Below are 15,068 nucleotides of genomic sequence, written 5' to 3'. Positions count from 1 at the left end.
CGCTCAAAAAAGCCGGTTGAGGCCGTCGTAGGCGGCCACTCGATAGGCTTCGGCCATGGTCGGGTAGTTGAAGGTGGTGTTGACGAAGTACTTCAGGGTATTGAGCTCACCGGGCTGGTTCATGATCGCCTGGCCGATGTGCACGATCTCCGAGGCCTGGTCGCCGAAACAATGCACGCCCAGTACCTGCAGGGTCTCGCGGTGGAACAGGATCTTCAGCATGCCCACCGGTTCGCCGGAAATCTGCGCGCGAGCCATGCCCTTGAAGAACGCCTTGCCCACTTCGTAAGGCACCTTGGCCTGGGTCAGTTCATGCTCGTTCTTGCCGATCGAGCTGATCTCGGGAATGGTGTAGATCCCGGTCGGCACATCGTTGACGAAGCGCCAGCTGCCGTTGTCGACCACGCTGCCGGCCGCCGAACGACCCTGGTCATGGGCGGCACTGGCCAGACTCGGCCAGCCGATCACGTCGCCCGCACCGTAGATCGTCGGCACCGAGGTGCGATACGCCTCGTCGACACTGATCTGGCCGCGGCCGTTGACCTTGATGCCGATGTTCTCAAGGCCCAGACGGTCAGTGTTGCCGGTACGGCCGTTGCACCAGAGCAAGGCGTCGGCCTTGATCTTCTTGCCGGACTTGAGGTGCAGCACCACGCCGTTTTCCAGGCCCTCGACCTTCTCGTATTCCTCGTTGTGCCGCACCATCACGTTGTTGTTGCTGAAGTGATAGCTCAAGCCCTGGGAAATCTCGGCATCGAGGAAACTGAGCAATTGCTCGCGGTTGTCGATCAGCTCGACCAGCACGCCCAGGCCACTGAAGATCGATGCGTACTCGCAGCCGATGACCCCGGCGCCGTAGATGATCAACTTGCGCGGCGTGTGGGTGATGCTCAGTACGGTGTCGCTGTCGTAGATGCGCGAATGGCTGAAATCGATGTCGGCAGGCCGGTAGGGGCGCGAGCCGGTGGCAATGATGACGCTCTTGGCGATGAGTTTTTCCTGCGCGCCGTTGGCGCAGATCACTTCCACCGTCTGCTCGTCGGAAAAACTGCCGGTGCCGAAGAACACGTCGACACGGTTGCGCGCGTAATAGCTGGTGCGCGATGCCACCTGCTTGGCGATCACCCGCTCGGCGCTCTTGAGTACGTCCGGGAACGAGAACCAGCGCGGCTCGCCGATGGCTCGGAACATGGGGTTGGTGTTGAACTGGATGATCTGCTTGACCGAGTGGCGCAGCGCCTTGGAAGGAATCGTACCCAGGTGGGTGCAGTTGCCGCCGACCTGGCGCCGACTGTCGACCATGGCCACCTTGCGCCCGGCCTTGGCGGCGTTCATCGCCGCCCCTTCTCCGGCGGGGCCGGAACCCAGCACCACTACGTCGTAGTTGTAGACAGCCATGCGTACTCCTTCAAATCTGGCCGGGCGCCACGGCGGCGCCTGCGGCTGGCGTGCCCTCATCAGGCATCGAAAAACATGCGGTGCATTCTATAGGAAGCGCAGGCACCGCGGATGTTCACCCTTAGTCGGCGCGTAGCCTATTTTCCGTGGCCCGCAACGTCAACGATTGCCTGCGACATTTTGCCACTCGATCCCAGTCGCAAGCCCCTTCCGGTGCATAGGATCATGCGATTGCTGCGGTGGATGCCGGGGTACCGGAGCCGGTCACGGTTGCCAGACCGCTTTCATCGAGCAGTTCGAGCATCGCCGTCAGGTTCGGCGAGCCGGCGCCACGGCGCCAGATCAGCCAGGTGTGCAGCCAGCGAAAATCCTCGGCCAAGGTCCATACGCTGACGTTGCTGCTGCCCGGCATGCTCTCCAGCATGCTGCGCGGCATCAACGCCAAGCCGGCCCCGGCGCTGACGCAGGCGAGCATGCCGTGGTAGGACTCCATCTCGAAAATCTTGCCCGGCGCGGCGCCGTCGGCGACGAACCAGTTCTCGAAATGGCGACGGTAGGAGCAGTTGGCGCGAAAGGCATAAATGGTTTCGCCATTCACGTCCTGAGGTCGTGACACCGGCGCATGGCTGCGCGCGCTGACCAGGACCATCTCTTCGTCGAACACCACCCGTCCATCGAGCAGCGGATGACGCAGCGGTCCGTCGACGAAAGCCGCCGCCAGGCGCCCACTCAACACGCTGTCGAGCATGTCGCCCGAAGGCCCGGTGGAGAGATCCAGTTCCACCTTCGGATAGCGGTGGTGATAAGCCGCCAGCAGCGGTGGAATGCGCACCGCCGCCGTACTTTCCAGCGAACCCAGCGCGAAGGAGCCCTGGGGCTCGGTACCGGACACCGCCTGGCGCGCTTCTTCGACCAGATCGAGAATGCGCCGGGTGTAATCCAGAAAGCTCCAGCCGTTGGGCGACAGACGCAGACGCAGTTTCTCGCGGATGAACAGATCGACCCCCAGTTCGCTTTCCAGTTGCTTGATCCGCGTGGTCAGGTTCGACGGCACACGATGCACCCGTTGCGCCGCAGCGGCGATACTGCCCTCCTCCGCCACCGCGCGAAACAGCTCCAGCTGTGTCAGGTCCATACATTCTCCAAACGAGATGGTTTTGGTTAGTATTATTCAGTTTTCATGATTTAACCATCTCCGTATCGTAGCTGACATCTTCTCTCGACAGGTGAACGCCATGACCCATGCCATCTCCATGAACCCCGCCACCGGCACCGAGCTGCAACGCTACCCGTTCGACAGCGAGGCGCAACTCGAACAGACCCTGGCCGGCAGCTTCGCCGCCTTCGAACAGTGGCGCTACGTTGCACTGAATGAACGCGCCGCCGTCATCGCACGCATGGGCGACGTCCTGCGCCAGATGGGCGAACCACTGGCGCAGATGATCACCCAGGAAATGGGCAAGCCCATCACCCAGGCCCGCGCCGAGGTCGAAAAGTGTGCCGGACTGTGCCATTGGTACGCTGAGCACGGCCCGGCGATGCTTGCAGCCGAAGCTACCCAAGTGCCTGGGCAGAAGGCACGCATCGAGTACCGCCCGCTGGGGCCGGTGCTGGCGGTGATGCCGTGGAATTTCCCGCTCTGGCAGGTCCTGCGCGGTGCCATTCCCGTGCTGCTGGCAGGCAATGGCTATCTGCTCAAGCACGCGCCGAACGTCATGGGCAGCGCCACCCTGCTGCGTGAAGCGTTCGATCGGGCGAGGCTGCCCCAAGGCCTGTTCGGTGTACTCAACGTGGAGCCAGCCGGTGTGTCGCGAGCCATCGCCGACCCGCGTGTGGCAGCCGTCACCGTGACCGGCAGCGTCGGCGCCGGCTCGGCCATCGCCGCTCAAGCCGGCGCAGCACTGAAGAAATGCGTACTGGAACTGGGCGGTTGCGACCCGTTCATCGTCCTGGCCGATGCCGACCTGGACGAAGCGGTCAAGGCTGCCCTGCTCGGCCGTTTCCAGAACACCGGTCAGGTCTGCGCCGCGGCCAAGCGCCTGATCGTCGAATCCAGCATTCTGCCCGCCTTCACCGAGCGTTTCCTGGCCGCCACCCGTGCGCTGAAGGTCGGCGATCCGCAGCTCGACGACACCTACATCGGCCCCATGGCGCGTTACGATCTGCGCGACGAGTTGGATGGCCAGGTCCAGGCCTCCATCGAGCAAGGTGCCGAACTGCTGCTGGGTGGGCACAAGCTCGCCGGCGCTGGCAATTTCTACGCACCGACGGTGCTTGGCAACGTGCAGCCCGGCATGACCGCCTTCGATCAGGAACTGTTCGGTCCCGTGGCGTCCATCATCGAGGCGCGCGATGCAAAGCATGCGCTGGCACTGGCCAACGACAGTGAGTTCGGGCTGTCGGCGACGGTGTGGACGGCCGATGCCGAACTGATCGAATACTTCACCGAGCGCCTGGAAACCGGTGCGATCTTCATCAACGGCTACGGTGCGTCGGATGCCCGCGTGGGCTTCGGTGGCATCAAGAAAAGCGGCTTCGGACGCGAACTTTCACACTTCGGTGTGCGCGAGTTCTGCAACGCCCAGACGGTGTGGCTCGATCGCCGCTGAGCTGTTCAGGCAGCGGGCTTGTGCGGCATAGTCATGCATTGCATCGTCTACCCACGCGCCGAGGCCCCATGACCCGCACCGTTCTCCAGCAGTTTCCCGCGCAGCGCGACGACATCGGTGACCTGATCACCCGTCGCCCGCTGCCGGGCCCTGGCATCGAGCACCTCGATCCCTTCCTGTTTCTCAACCATCACGGCCCGCAGACCTACCCACGCAACAATCAAGGGCTGCCGTTCGGCCCCCACCCCCATCGCGGCTTCGAAACCGTCACGTTTATCCTGCAAGGCGAGTTGTCGCATCTGGACAGCGGTGGCCACGAGAGCATCATCGGGGCCGGTGGTGTGCAATGGATGACCGCAGGTTCCGGACTGGTCCATGCCGAGCTCTCGCCGCAGTCGTTCAAGCGCGAGGGCGGCCCGCTGGAGATTCTCCAGTTGTGGGTAAACCTCCCCGCGCGCCTGAAGATGACTGCCCCGGTCTATGTCGGCCTGCAAGGCGCGGACATCCCCATGATCACTGAACCTCTGGCCGAAGTCCGCCTGATTTCCGGTGACTATGTTTCCAGTACACAGCGTTCTGAGCGCGGGCCGATCGACTCGTTGACGGGTTTGTGTTTGATGACCGTGCACCTGCAACCCGGCGCCCGACTTTCGCTGCCAGCACCGGTGGGCCATAACGTCTTTCTGTATGTGGTTGACGGCCAAGCCAGCATCGCGAGTACCGCGCTGCGGTGCCATCACTTGGTCAAACTCAGCGAGACGCACGGCAACGTAACCGTCGAGGCCACCGGCTCCGCCACTCTGCTGTACGGCCATGGCGAACCGTTGGGCGAGCCAGTGGCCAGTTATGGACCTTTCGTGATGAACACCCGCGAAGAGATCCAGCAGGCGTTCGCCGATTATCAGGCTGGCAAGTTCGGTCACATTCAGGGCTGAATTCTGAGCGGTTCACTGGAGCAAAACCCCAGGAGCGCGCCATACTCTGCATGAAGTCGACCCGATAATCACAAGAACCGGACTCATTCATGCAGAACAGCCTCAGCCCGATCGATCGGCGCATCCTGCGCCTGCTCCAACACGACGCCGACCTCTCGGCGGCGCAGGTCGCCGAACGCGTGGAGTTGTCCCAATCGCCGTGCTGGCGACGCATCCACCGCATGCAGGAGGAAGGGCTGATCGAGCGCAAGGTCGCCCTGCTCAACCCGAAAAAGCTCGGCCTGAGCATGACCATCTTCGTCAGCGTCAAGCTGTCGGGCCACGGCCGACGGCACCTGACCGAATTCGAGGAGGCCATCATCGGCTATCCGCAGGTGCTGGAGTGCTACACCATGGCCGGAGGCATGGATTTCATGCTCAAGGTGGTGGCCAAGGACATCGCCAGCTACGAGCGATTCCTGCGTGACCACCTGCTGCAGAAGCCCCACGTGCAGGAAGCCTACTCCAACATCGCCATGAGCGAAGTCAAACGCACGACCGAGCTGCCGCTGGAATGAAGGCTGGAAGGAGAAAAGAAGGAAAACGCAGACAAATCATTTGACATGCAAATGATAACGATTATTATTGAGCTCAACCGGTCGAGAGATCGGTTGGATAATCCGAAGGGCCTTAGGTCGGACCTTCAGATTATCTCCTCATCAGGCTAATCACGGTTTTTGACCCGGCTTTTTGCCGGGTCTTTTTTTTTGGCTCTTCAGGCTAATGAAGAGTGTTGCACGCCGTCGGTTTCGAACATCACCGACTTGAAGGCGCCACTGCAAAGATGGCGCGAATGATATCAAAAGAACATCGGAAAACGGAAGTCCGAACTCGCCTTCTCTCTACAGATGACTAGGATTCGCGCAAAAGGAGGTGTCCCCATGACCCCACTGCTCACGCCCTCTCATGATCTGTTGGACCTCATTCACGGCCAGCCGCACCGTCAACGCCTCTATCGGCAGTTGCGTGGCCTGCCGCGCCGAACGCAACAGGTGCTGCTCTACAGCCGTCTCGACGAACTGGACTACCCGGCCATTGCCCAGCGACTGCACCTGACCCTGAACGACGTCGAACAGCGAATGCAGAGCGCGATGCGCGCCTGCTGCAAACCGCTGCTGCCAGGCCAGAGCCTGGCCATTCACTGGTACGTCAAACTGCAAAATCCGCTCACTACGGCCAGCGAGCGCATCGACTTCCGTCGCTGGCTCGACAGCGATGCCGCGCACCTGGCTGCCTTTCACGCCACCGAGCTGCAATGGCGCCAGTTGCTCGCGCCCGCCACGCTGCTGGGGCATGACCGCTGGCACCACAAGGCTCGGCAAGGGCTGGGGCTACGGGGGTGGGCGACGGCAGGCCTGGCCATGGCACTGGCCCTGGAGCTCATCAGCCAGAGTCTTTGAGCTTACTGAAACAGACCGAGCTGGCCGCCGATCAGCGTGTTGAAGTCGTCGTTGACGAACGGCAGGATCGCATCGGCAATGGGCTGCAGTTGTCGAGTCAGGTAATGGTCGTAGTCGATGGGCGACTGACGCGCTTCCAGAGGTTCGGGCCCCGCCACCGTCATGACATAGCTGATCCAGCCACCACGTTGATACTGCAGCGGGCGCCCTGTGGATCGGTTGTGTTCATCGGCGATACGCGCCGCTCGGACGTGAGGAGGAACATTACGCTCATAGTCGTGCAACGGCCTGCGCAGCCGCTTGCGGTAGACCAACAGGCCGTCCAATTCACCTTCCAGGGTCCGTTTGACGTAATCACGCACATACGCCTGGTAGCCCTGGTGCCTGAAGATTTTAGAGTAGAGCGCTTGCTGGAACTCGCGAGCCAGCGGCGACCAATCGGTGCGCACGCTCTCCAGGCCCTTGAAGACCATTTCGTCCTGGCCGTCGGCGCGCCTGACCAAGCCTGCGTAGCGCTTCTTGCTGCCCTCCTCCGCGCCACGAATGGTCGGCATCAGAAAGCGCCGGAAGTGGCTCTCGAACTGCAATTCCAAGGCACTGTCGAGCCCATGTTCGCGCCGCAGATGATCACGCCACCACTGATTGACCTCGACCACCAGTTCCTTGCCGATACGAGCGGCATCAGCCTCGTCGTGAGCGCCGTTGAGCCAGACGAACGTCGAGTCGGTATCCCCATAGATCACCGGATATCCGCGCGCCTCGATCAGCTCGCGCGTACGGCGCATGATCTCGTGACCACGCAGGGTGATCGACGATGCCAGCCGCGTATCGAAAAAGCGGCAGCCACTGGAACCCAGTACGCCGTAGAACGCATTCATGATGATCTTCAACGCCTGCGACAGCGGCGCGTTGCCCTGCGCCTTGGCCGCTTCGCGCCCTTCCCAGACACTTGCGACGATGGCCGGGAGGCAATGAACGGTGCGTGAGAAGCGCGCGCCGCGAAAGCCGGGCACCGAGTGCTCGTCGTCGGGATTGGCCAGGCCTTCGGCCAGACCCACCGGGTCGATCAGGAAGGTGCGGATGATCGACGGATACAGGCTCTTGTAGTCCAGCACCAGCACCGATTCGTACAGACCCGGCCGCGATTCCATGACGAAGCCGCCGGGACTGGCCTCGGGCGGACGACGGCCGAGGCTGGGCGCGACGAACCCCTGGCGGTGCATAGCCGGCAAATACAGATGGGTGAAGGCCGCGATCGAACCGCCGCTGCGGTCTGCCGGCAGGCCGGTGACGCTCGCGCGCTCGAGCAGAAACGTGAGCAGCTCGGTCTTGGCGAAAATCCGTGTGACCAGTGCGCAGTCCTTGATGTTGTAACGTGCAAGAGCCGGCTTGTCCTCGGCGAACATGCGGTTGATCTCGTCCATGCGCTGGTACGGCGTGGAAATGTCCTTGCCTTCGCCCAGCAAGGTCTGGGAAACGTTTTCCAGACTGAACGAGGGAAAATTCCAGGTCGCGGAGCGCAAGGCCTCGACGCCGTCGATGATCAACCGCCCAGGCGCACCGGCGAAATAGTGATCGTTGCCGCTGCCGTGCTCGCGCCAGGTCATTTCGGCGCCCCCGCGGCCCAACAGCAACGGGACGTTGAGGCGCCTGGCGTGTTCGTGCAGGACCCGCAGGTCGAACTGCACGACATTCCAGCCAATGATTGCGTCTGGGTCGTGCTCGGCGAACCAAGCGTTGAGGCTCTGCAGCAGTTCCACCCGGCTGTCCCGGTAGTGCAGAGCGAAATCCGTCTGACGGGTATCGCCATTGGGCGGACCCAGCATGAACACGTCGCGCTGCCCGCAGCCCTCGATGCCGATGCAGTACAGCTCACCCTGGGCCGTGGTCTCGATATCCAGGGATGCCAGGCGCAGTTGTGGACGGTAGCCCGGCGCCGGTTTGAGCTTGGCCTCATGGTATTGGCCATCGGCCTGCATTTGACCGTCGAAGGCCACACCGGCGGTGATGAAGCGCTCCATCAGGTAGCGCTCATGGGGGCGAATGTCGGCCTCCAAGAGCTCTATCCCGGCTTGCCTGAGCACTGTTTCCACACGCTGCAACTGGCCGTACTGCCGACAGTACAGCCCGGCCACCGGACGCTGGTCGAAATCACGCAGGGCCAACGGTTTGATCTCGACGCCGGCTTCGTCCTCGAGCAAGCGCCGCGCCTGCTCCTGGTGCTGCACGGGCAGAAACGCGACCGAGGGCTGCGCGGGCAGGCGCACGAGACGTGGGCCGGCGTCGGTCGCCAGCCACAGCTCGATCTGCGTACCTTCGGCGGTATCGCGCCAATGTCGCGTCAGGATGAAGCCCTGTTGTGGGGTCACGGCAGAAGACCTTTAACGGAGAATGTGGACGCAACAACGGCACGTCCGGCTCATATGAAGCAACATCATAAACTGTACATCCATACACATAAAGCTTGCCTGTGTCGGCACGTCTGGCATGCTAGACCTCTGTACAGCTTTTCGATCAGGTTCCCATGCGGCTGTTTCTCTGCGAAAAACCGTCCCAGGCAAAGGACATCGCCAAGGTCCTCGGCGCTACGCGTCGTGGCGACGGCTGCTGGCTGGGCAACGCCGTCACGGTCACCTGGTGCATCGGCCACCTGCTGGAGACCGCACCGCCGGACGCCTACGACGCCCGCTACAAGCGCTGGGTACTGGCGGACCTGCCGATCATCCCGCAGCAGTGGAAGATGCAGGTCAAGCGCAAGACCGCCAGCCAGTTCAAGGCGGTCAAGCGCCTGTTGGGTGAAGCTGGGGAATTGGTCATCGCGACGGACGCAGACCGCGAAGGTGAAATGATCGCCCGCGAGCTGGTCGAGCATTGTCGCTACCGGGGTCCGGTGCAGCGCCTGTGGCTCTCGGCCCTGGACGACGCCTCGATCCGCAAGGCGTTGGCGGCCCTCAAGCCAGGTGCCGAGACGTTCCCCCTCTACCACAGCGCACTGGGCCGCTCGCGGGCCGACTGGCTGATCGGCATGAACATGAGCCGGCTGTTCACCCTGCTCGGGCGTCAGGCCGGCTACCAGGGTGTGTTGCCCGTGGGGCGCGTCCAGACGCCGACCCTGCGGCTGGTGGTGGACCGCGACCGCAGCATTGCCGATTTCGTCCCCGCAGCCCATTGGGCCATCGATGTGCAACTGCTCGGCGAGCAGACCGAATTCACGGCGCACTGGATACCACCGACGGACAGCTGCGACGATCAGGGACGGTGCCTGAACCAGCCGCTGGCGCAGCAGGCCGCTGCAGCGATGATGCAGGCGAACCAGGCGACGCTGACCAAGCTGCGCACCGAGCGCATGAAAGAGGCCGCCCCCCTGCCCTTCGACCTGGGCACACTGCAGGAAGTCTGCTCGAAGAAGCTTGGCCTGGGCGCCCAGGAGACGCTCGACGTGGCTCAGGCGCTGTACGAAACCCACAAGGTCATCACCTACCCTCGCAGCGATTGCGGCTTCCTGCCACTCAGCCAGCATGGGGATGCAGGCGCGATCATCGCCGCGCTGGGCCGCGCCGATCCCGGACTGACGCCCTTGCTGCCCTACCTGGATGCCCAGCGCCGCTCACGCGCCTGGAACGACGCCAAGGTCGGTGCCCACCACGGCATCATCCCGACCGCTGTCGCTGCAACGGCGGACAAGCTGCAGGGCAAATACCGCGCGGTCTACAGCCTGATTCGCGCCCGCTACCTGGCGCAGTTCCTGCCCAATCACGAATACGACCGTACCCAGGCCGACTTCGACTGCGCGAGCCACGCGCTGCGTGCGGTAGGCAAACAGGTGGTCGAGCCCGGCTGGAAGCGCGCCATCCCACAAGCGCTCGGCGCAGCCAAGGGCCGCGAAGCACCGGCACCACAGCCCCTGCCACGGCTGATCCAGGGCCAGACTTGCGCGGTGCGCGAAGTGAAACTCAAGGATCTGTGGACTCAACCGCCCAAGCCCTTCACCGAAGGCGATCTGATCAAGGCGATGAAGAACGTGGCCAAGCTGGTCGAAGACCCGCGCCTGAAGCAGAAACTCAAGGACACCACCGGGATCGGCACCGAGGCCACTCGTGCCGGAATCATCCAAGGCCTGATCGACCGCGGCTATCTGACCAAACAGGGCAAGGCCCTGGCCGCCGCACCTGCCGCCTTCAGCTTGATCGACGCGGTGCCGCGGGCCATCGCCGACCCGGGCACCACCGCCATCTGGGAACAGGCACTGGACATGGTGCAGAGCGGCGAGATGTCGCTGGAGACGTTCGTGGCCAAGCAATCGGCCTGGATGAGCAAGCTGGTGGAACGTTGTGCTGGGTTGCGCATGGTCATCAGTGGCACGGCGCCGAAGGGTGCCACACCGTGGAAGAACAAACGCAAACGCAAACCCTCCAAGGCGGCCTGAGCTGCAACCCGTCGCTTGAAGCGCCGATACGGTCGGCTTGCTTTGTGAAATGGCGCAACACCCGGTAGGCTGCGCCGATCATTTTCCGCCAGGCCTTGCCCTTGATCGTGCTGCATGACATCGCTGTAGCCAGCGACTTCGACCCTACCATTAGCTGTGACCGCTGCGCGGCCAAATGTTGCCGGCTGGAAGTCATGCTGATCACCGACACCGGCGTGCCGGAGCGCTTCATCGAAGTGGATGAATGGGGATCGGAAACCATGTCGCGTCTCGACGATGGCTGGTGCGCGGCACTGGACCGACGCACCATGAGTTGCAGTATCTACCTGAATCGCCCGTTGATCTGTCGCGAGTTCGACATGGGCGGCCCGGATTGCCAGGAAGAGCGGCTGCGGCCGTAGGCCGCTGCGCTACGGCTCAGATCACCTTGACCGCACGACCGATGAACTGGATGGGGCCGGTCGGTCGGCCTGTCGTCGAACCCGACTTGGGCTCCAAGGTCAGCTCGAACAGCTGGTTGTTTTCCAGCGGTGGCAGCTTGTCCAAGGGTACATGCACGCTTTGTCCAGGCTCCACCAGCCCCAGGGAGACAGGGCCTTGCCAGCTGTCGGCCTTGGTCCAGAACTGCAAGGCTCGATCCGGCGGTACCGCCGTCTCGCTGAGGGGGATCAATTGCACTTCCCTCGAATCGCTGGCCTGCACGACCCAGCCCGGTGCCTTGTCCTGCGGCGCGATGAGCACGACCACATAGGCCGGTCCCGGCACCGGCGCGCGGACGTTGAACAACAGGGCGCCGAGCACCAGGGTTGCCGCCAGCCCGGCGCCCGCCAGGCCCCGCCATACACCCAGGCGATTCCACCAGATGGGTACCGGCTGCGCCCCTGCGCTGTCCAGGCTGCGCTGGATGCGAGGCCACAAGGTCGCAGGCGTGGGTACTGGGTTGACGCGTTCAGCTAGCGGCAGCAACCGCGCTTCCCAGGCATCGACCGCGGCGCGCAGTTCACGATCTGTGGCCAATCGCCGTTCGACCTCTGCGCGCTGCGCGGCATCGAGCGTTCCGAGTACGTATTCGCTGGCCAGTTCTTCAGTATTCATGGGTTCTACCTGCTCGCTTGGTTCGCTCATCCCATGCACTCACGCAGCGCTGCCAGACTGCGTTTGATCCAGGCCTTGACCGTACCCAGCGGCGTTTGCAGCCGCTGAGCGATTTCAGCATGTGAATAGCCATCCAGGTAGGCGTGGTACAGGCATTGGCGGCGCTGCGGATCGAGTTGCTCCAGGCAGCCGTCGATTCGTGCGCTGCCCAGCACAGCCTCCGCTGGCTCCTCGGTCGCCAACCCGTCCAGATCTTCATCGTTGAGGGCTCGCACCCGGGCGTGGCGACGAATATGGTTCAGCGCAAGATGCCGGGTGATGGTGAACATCCACCCCCGCGCCGAGCCTCGTTGGGCATCGAAACTGGCCGCCTGGGTCCAGATCCGCACGAACGCGTCGTGCACGATGTCCTCGGCCAGTGCCCGGTCGCCCACCAGGCGCAGGGCCACGGCCAGCAGCCGCCCGCCCTCGCGCTGATACAAGCCCTGCAATGCCTGGCGATCGCCACGAGCACACTGCTGCAGGGCGACTTCGTAATCGAATGGATTTTCCGGCAAGGACACGAAAGACCGCCATGGCAAGTGGAAGAATGAAGTTCGCTGGGCAGTGTAGCCCAGACGCGCGGATTTGCCGTTCCGCGCGCCGCTGCTACGACTTCGTTACTTGGCGGACCAGAAAATGTAGTCGGCCTGGTATTTCACGGTTTCTTTCTGGCCCTTCTGCGCGGTGGTGCAGGCACTGGTGGGAGCCACGCCACCCTTGAGCGCGGTGCGCTGGATGTAGGTCACACCCTGCATGGCGCCTTTGCCTTCGGCGGGGTTGGCCTTGACCAATTGGTACGGCAGATTGCCGTCACCGGCTGGAGCCACGGCGACCTGGGTGCCGGTCACCTTGGAGCCGTCTGCCGACTGCCAGGTGGCGGGCGGGCCATAATAGGTGCCCACCTGCTTGCCGGCACGATCATCGAGGACCGCCTTGGGTCCGACGAACGTCCATTCGGTCTGGCCGGCGGCATTGGCCTTGTCACGGCATTCATAGGTGATTTCACCCTTGCCGACGGTTTCCATGGCGACCTTGTTACCGGCCGGAACCTGGACCGGGGCAGGCAGATCCATTTGCGCCTGGGCAGTGGTTGCCAAAGCGAAGGTAGCGGCGAAGAGGACGTTGGCCAGGCAGAAACGGTGTGTGCTGTTCATCGCGTAAGCTCCAGAAGAGTGATCGAGGCGGCAGCGCCTTGTGTGGCTGCTGTAGGTACTACTCGCGAGCCGAAGCTTTGGATGCACGAAAAAAAAAGATTTTTCCTATCGCGTCCATTTACATGCGGCGCAACCCCTGCCGCTTATTTGGGTCCATGCTTATGCCTGCCGCAAATTCCCGAGAGCCCTATGCCTTCCAACACCGCCGCCAGCGACAGCTGGCCACAGCGATTTCGCGACAAACCCTGGTTATGGACCCTCACCGGCGTGCTATTGGCCGTCAGCGCCGTGGTCCTGGTGTGGAGCATCGTCAATGCCTTGTTGCATGCCGACCGTCAACACGCCTGGTACGCCCTGCTCGGTGGTACCGGCGGTTTCGCGGCGACGGCACTGGGTGCGTTGATTGCTTTGGCGCTGCGGGAAATTTCCTCGAAGGTGCAAGACGTCATGCTTGGCTTCGCCGGTGGCATGATGCTGGCGGCCAGTACGTTCTCCCTGTTGCTACCAGGTCTGGAGGCCGCCAATACCCACACCGACAGCCCAGCGCTGGCAGCGCTGGTGGTGATCCTGGGCCTGGGCCTTGGCGTCGGTCTGATGCTGGCGCTGGATAAGGTGATTCCCCACGAGCATGAGAACGCCGGCAGACACGGTCCCAACGCCGAGCGGATTCACCGGGTATGGCTCTTCGTGCTGGCCATCACGCTGCACAACCTGCCTGAAGGCATGGCCATTGGCGTCAGCTTGTCCGATGGCAACCTGGCGGTCGGGATTCCGCTGACCAGCGCGATCCTGCTGCAGGATATTCCCGAGGGGCTGGCGGTGGCCATGTCGCTGCGGGCAACGGGCTTGAGTTCCGGCAAAGCCGCATTGGTGGCCATGGGCTCGGGCCTGATGGAGCCACTGGGGGCGATGGTCGGCCTGGGATTGTCGAGCGGCTTTGCACTGTCCTACCCGATCAGCATGGGCCTGGCGGCTGGTGCCATGATCTTCGTGGTGTCCCATGAAGTCATTCCGGAAACTCACCGCAATGGTCACCAGACCCCAGCAACGCTAGGCCTGATGCTAGGCTTCGCCGTCATGATGTTCATGGACACAGCACTAGGCTGAGGGTGGAGCGCCCTGGACGAGCTTTTGCGCGATCTGGGGCAGCACCTGCTCGCAGGGCTGTACGACCTTGACGCTAAGCAACCCATCGGCGCGGGTGCGTCCCAGGTTGATCGCGAGCAGACGCTTGCCCTGACGCGACATTTCCTGACACAGGCGGAAGCTCGAGTAGGCCATCAGCGAGGAGCCGACGATCAGCATGCCCGGTGCCGACGCCACGGCTTTCCAGGCCGCCTGAGCGTGCGCTGGTTCCACGCCCCCACCAAAAAAGACCACGTCAGGCTTGAGCATGTCGCTTCCGCAACAGGGACAGTGGGGCGTTCGGAAGGCCTCCAGAAAGCGCGCCGCCAGTTGCGCATCACCGTCGGGCGCAAGTACCGCGTGCACATCCTGCAAGTAGGGGTTCTGTTCTTCCAGCAACAACTGGACATCGTCGCGTTGCAGGCGCATTCCACAGTCCAGACAGACCACCCGATGCAGGTTGCCGTGCAGTTCGACGACATTGCGGCTACCGGCAGCATCATGCAGTCCATCGACATTCTGGGTGATCACGCCGCTGATCAGGCCTTGCGACTGCAACGCTGCCAACGCCTGGTGGGCGGCATTCGGCGCAGCCTGGTGCACGCCGCGCCAGCCCACCATGGCCCGCGCCCAATAGCGCTTGCGCGTGGAGGCACTGGCGATGAAATCCTGATGCATGATGGGCGCATTGCCGCGCCTGACGCCTTCGGTATCGCGATAATCGGGAATGCCCGAAGCGGTACTGATACCGGCCCCGGTCAAGACCAGATAGGGCCCCTGCGCCATATGCTGGTACAGCGTATCGAGTTCGACCATGGCTGCATGCACCTCTGGTTGAGAGCTGT

The 15,068-nt window shown here is 63.0% G+C and carries 14 protein-coding genes; 7 read left to right on the top strand and 7 right to left on the bottom strand.

All coding sequences use genetic code 11. From position 1 onward, the window contains the following. Nucleotides 1-3: 3 nt before the first annotated feature. Together sthA and ptrR are read right to left on the bottom strand one after the other, a co-directional pair. The gene (gene sthA / locus ASF66_RS00720; RefSeq protein ID WP_049859964.1) at nucleotides 4-1,398 is read right to left on the bottom strand and encodes a Si-specific NAD(P)(+) transhydrogenase; all 1,395 of its coding nucleotides are present in this window, start codon (nucleotides 1,396-1,398) and stop codon (nucleotides 4-6) included. A 223-nt stretch (nucleotides 1,399-1,621) separates the two neighbouring features. Next, the gene (ptrR, locus tag ASF66_RS00715; RefSeq protein ID WP_056842303.1) at nucleotides 1,622-2,533 is read right to left on the bottom strand and encodes a putrescine utilization regulator PtrR; all 912 of its coding nucleotides are present in this window, start codon (nucleotides 2,531-2,533) and stop codon (nucleotides 1,622-1,624) included. 100 nt (nucleotides 2,534-2,633) lie between these two features. Between ptrR and ASF66_RS00710 the strand changes: the two genes are divergently transcribed. The 4 genes from ASF66_RS00710 (at nucleotide 2,634) to ASF66_RS00695 (ending at nucleotide 6,381) form a co-directional block, all read left to right on the top strand. Then, on the top strand, nucleotides 2,634-4,007 hold the full coding sequence (locus tag ASF66_RS00710) for an aldehyde dehydrogenase family protein (RefSeq protein ID WP_056842302.1): 1,374 nt from the start codon (nucleotides 2,634-2,636) through the stop codon (nucleotides 4,005-4,007). A gap of 68 nt (nucleotides 4,008-4,075) precedes the next feature. Next, on the top strand, nucleotides 4,076-4,942 hold the full coding sequence (locus tag ASF66_RS00705; protein ID WP_056842301.1) for a pirin family protein: 867 nt from the start codon (nucleotides 4,076-4,078) through the stop codon (nucleotides 4,940-4,942). 89 nt (nucleotides 4,943-5,031) lie between these two features. After that, nucleotides 5,032-5,499: an Lrp/AsnC family transcriptional regulator gene (locus tag ASF66_RS00700; RefSeq protein WP_049859960.1), complete on the top strand. Its 468-nt coding sequence runs from the start codon at nucleotides 5,032-5,034 to the stop codon at nucleotides 5,497-5,499. A 363-nt stretch (nucleotides 5,500-5,862) separates the two neighbouring features. After that, nucleotides 5,863-6,381, top strand: a complete 519-nt coding sequence (locus ASF66_RS00695; protein ID WP_056842300.1) for a sigma factor-like helix-turn-helix DNA-binding protein — start codon at nucleotides 5,863-5,865, stop codon at nucleotides 6,379-6,381. A 2-nt stretch (nucleotides 6,382-6,383) separates the two neighbouring features. Here the strand turns inward: ASF66_RS00695 and ASF66_RS00690 are convergent, their stop codons facing one another. Beyond that, complete coding sequence (locus tag ASF66_RS00690) at nucleotides 6,384-8,750, bottom strand: DNA polymerase II (RefSeq protein ID WP_056842299.1); 2,367 nt, start codon at nucleotides 8,748-8,750, stop codon at nucleotides 6,384-6,386. A 155-nt stretch (nucleotides 8,751-8,905) separates the two neighbouring features. Between ASF66_RS00690 and ASF66_RS00685 the strand changes: the two genes are divergently transcribed. Continuing rightward, nucleotides 8,906-10,807 (top strand): DNA topoisomerase III, encoded by a 1,902-nt coding sequence (locus tag ASF66_RS00685; RefSeq protein WP_056842298.1) that lies wholly within the window; start codon nucleotides 8,906-8,908, stop codon nucleotides 10,805-10,807. A gap of 101 nt (nucleotides 10,808-10,908) precedes the next feature. Next, entirely contained in the window at nucleotides 10,909-11,208 is a 300-nt protein-coding gene (locus tag ASF66_RS00680) for a YkgJ family cysteine cluster protein (RefSeq protein ID WP_082223603.1), read from the top strand. Nucleotides 11,209-11,224: 16 nt separating this feature from the next. On the opposite strand, the gene ASF66_RS00675 is transcribed toward ASF66_RS00680, so the two are convergent. The 3 genes from ASF66_RS00675 to ASF66_RS00665 all read right to left on the bottom strand — a co-directional run bounded on the left by ASF66_RS00675 (nucleotide 11,225) and on the right by ASF66_RS00665 (nucleotide 13,098). After that, nucleotides 11,225-11,932 (bottom strand): anti-sigma factor, encoded by a 708-nt coding sequence (locus ASF66_RS00675; protein ID WP_056842297.1) that lies wholly within the window; start codon nucleotides 11,930-11,932, stop codon nucleotides 11,225-11,227. Beyond that, a complete protein-coding gene (locus ASF66_RS00670) occupies nucleotides 11,929-12,465 on the bottom strand; it encodes a sigma-70 family RNA polymerase sigma factor (protein WP_056842296.1) in 537 nt (178 codons plus the stop codon). The genes ASF66_RS00675 and ASF66_RS00670 overlap by 4 nt, the downstream gene beginning before the upstream one ends. Before the next feature lie 96 nt (nucleotides 12,466-12,561). Then, nucleotides 12,562-13,098, bottom strand: coding sequence for a DUF3455 domain-containing protein (locus ASF66_RS00665; protein ID WP_056842295.1), 537 nt, complete (start codon nucleotides 13,096-13,098; stop codon nucleotides 12,562-12,564). A 189-nt stretch (nucleotides 13,099-13,287) separates the two neighbouring features. Here ASF66_RS00665 and ASF66_RS00660 point away from each other — a divergent pair, with 189 nt between their 5' ends. Beyond that, the gene (locus ASF66_RS00660) at nucleotides 13,288-14,205 is read left to right on the top strand and encodes a ZIP family metal transporter (protein ID WP_049859953.1); all 918 of its coding nucleotides are present in this window, start codon (nucleotides 13,288-13,290) and stop codon (nucleotides 14,203-14,205) included. On the opposite strand, the gene ASF66_RS00655 is transcribed toward ASF66_RS00660, so the two are convergent. Then, the gene (locus ASF66_RS00655; RefSeq protein ID WP_269083341.1) at nucleotides 14,197-15,051 is read right to left on the bottom strand and encodes an NAD-dependent protein deacetylase; all 855 of its coding nucleotides are present in this window, start codon (nucleotides 15,049-15,051) and stop codon (nucleotides 14,197-14,199) included. The genes ASF66_RS00660 and ASF66_RS00655 overlap by 9 nt on opposite strands. Nucleotides 15,052-15,068 lie beyond the last annotated feature (17 nt).

Origin of the sequence: Pseudomonas sp. Leaf129, assembly GCF_001423465.1 — a bacterium.
GTDB classification, from domain to species: Bacteria; Pseudomonadota; Gammaproteobacteria; order Pseudomonadales; family Pseudomonadaceae; genus Aquipseudomonas; species Aquipseudomonas coleopterorum.
Note: the sequence above shows the minus strand (reverse complement) of the source record. Positions and strands in the feature narration are given on the sequence as shown.

Coding starts and splice junctions, on each gene's coding strand:
- ASF66_RS00660 (WP_049859953.1), top strand. CDS start 13,288: ATGCCTTCCAACACCGCCGCCAGCGACAGCTGGCCACAGCGATTTCGC.
- ASF66_RS00705 (WP_056842301.1), top strand. CDS start 4,076: ATGACCCGCACCGTTCTCCAGCAGTTTCCCGCGCAGCGCGACGACATC.
- sthA (WP_049859964.1), bottom strand. CDS start 1,398: ATGGCTGTCTACAACTACGACGTAGTGGTGCTGGGTTCCGGCCCCGCC.
- ASF66_RS00710 (WP_056842302.1), top strand. CDS start 2,634: ATGACCCATGCCATCTCCATGAACCCCGCCACCGGCACCGAGCTGCAA.
- ASF66_RS00685 (WP_056842298.1), top strand. CDS start 8,906: ATGCGGCTGTTTCTCTGCGAAAAACCGTCCCAGGCAAAGGACATCGCC.
- ptrR (WP_056842303.1), bottom strand. CDS start 2,533: ATGGACCTGACACAGCTGGAGCTGTTTCGCGCGGTGGCGGAGGAGGGC.
- ASF66_RS00695 (WP_056842300.1), top strand. CDS start 5,863: ATGACCCCACTGCTCACGCCCTCTCATGATCTGTTGGACCTCATTCAC.
- ASF66_RS00665 (WP_056842295.1), bottom strand. CDS start 13,098: ATGAACAGCACACACCGTTTCTGCCTGGCCAACGTCCTCTTCGCCGCT.
- ASF66_RS00675 (WP_056842297.1), bottom strand. CDS start 11,932: ATGAGCGAACCAAGCGAGCAGGTAGAACCCATGAATACTGAAGAACTG.
- ASF66_RS00700 (WP_049859960.1), top strand. CDS start 5,032: ATGCAGAACAGCCTCAGCCCGATCGATCGGCGCATCCTGCGCCTGCTC.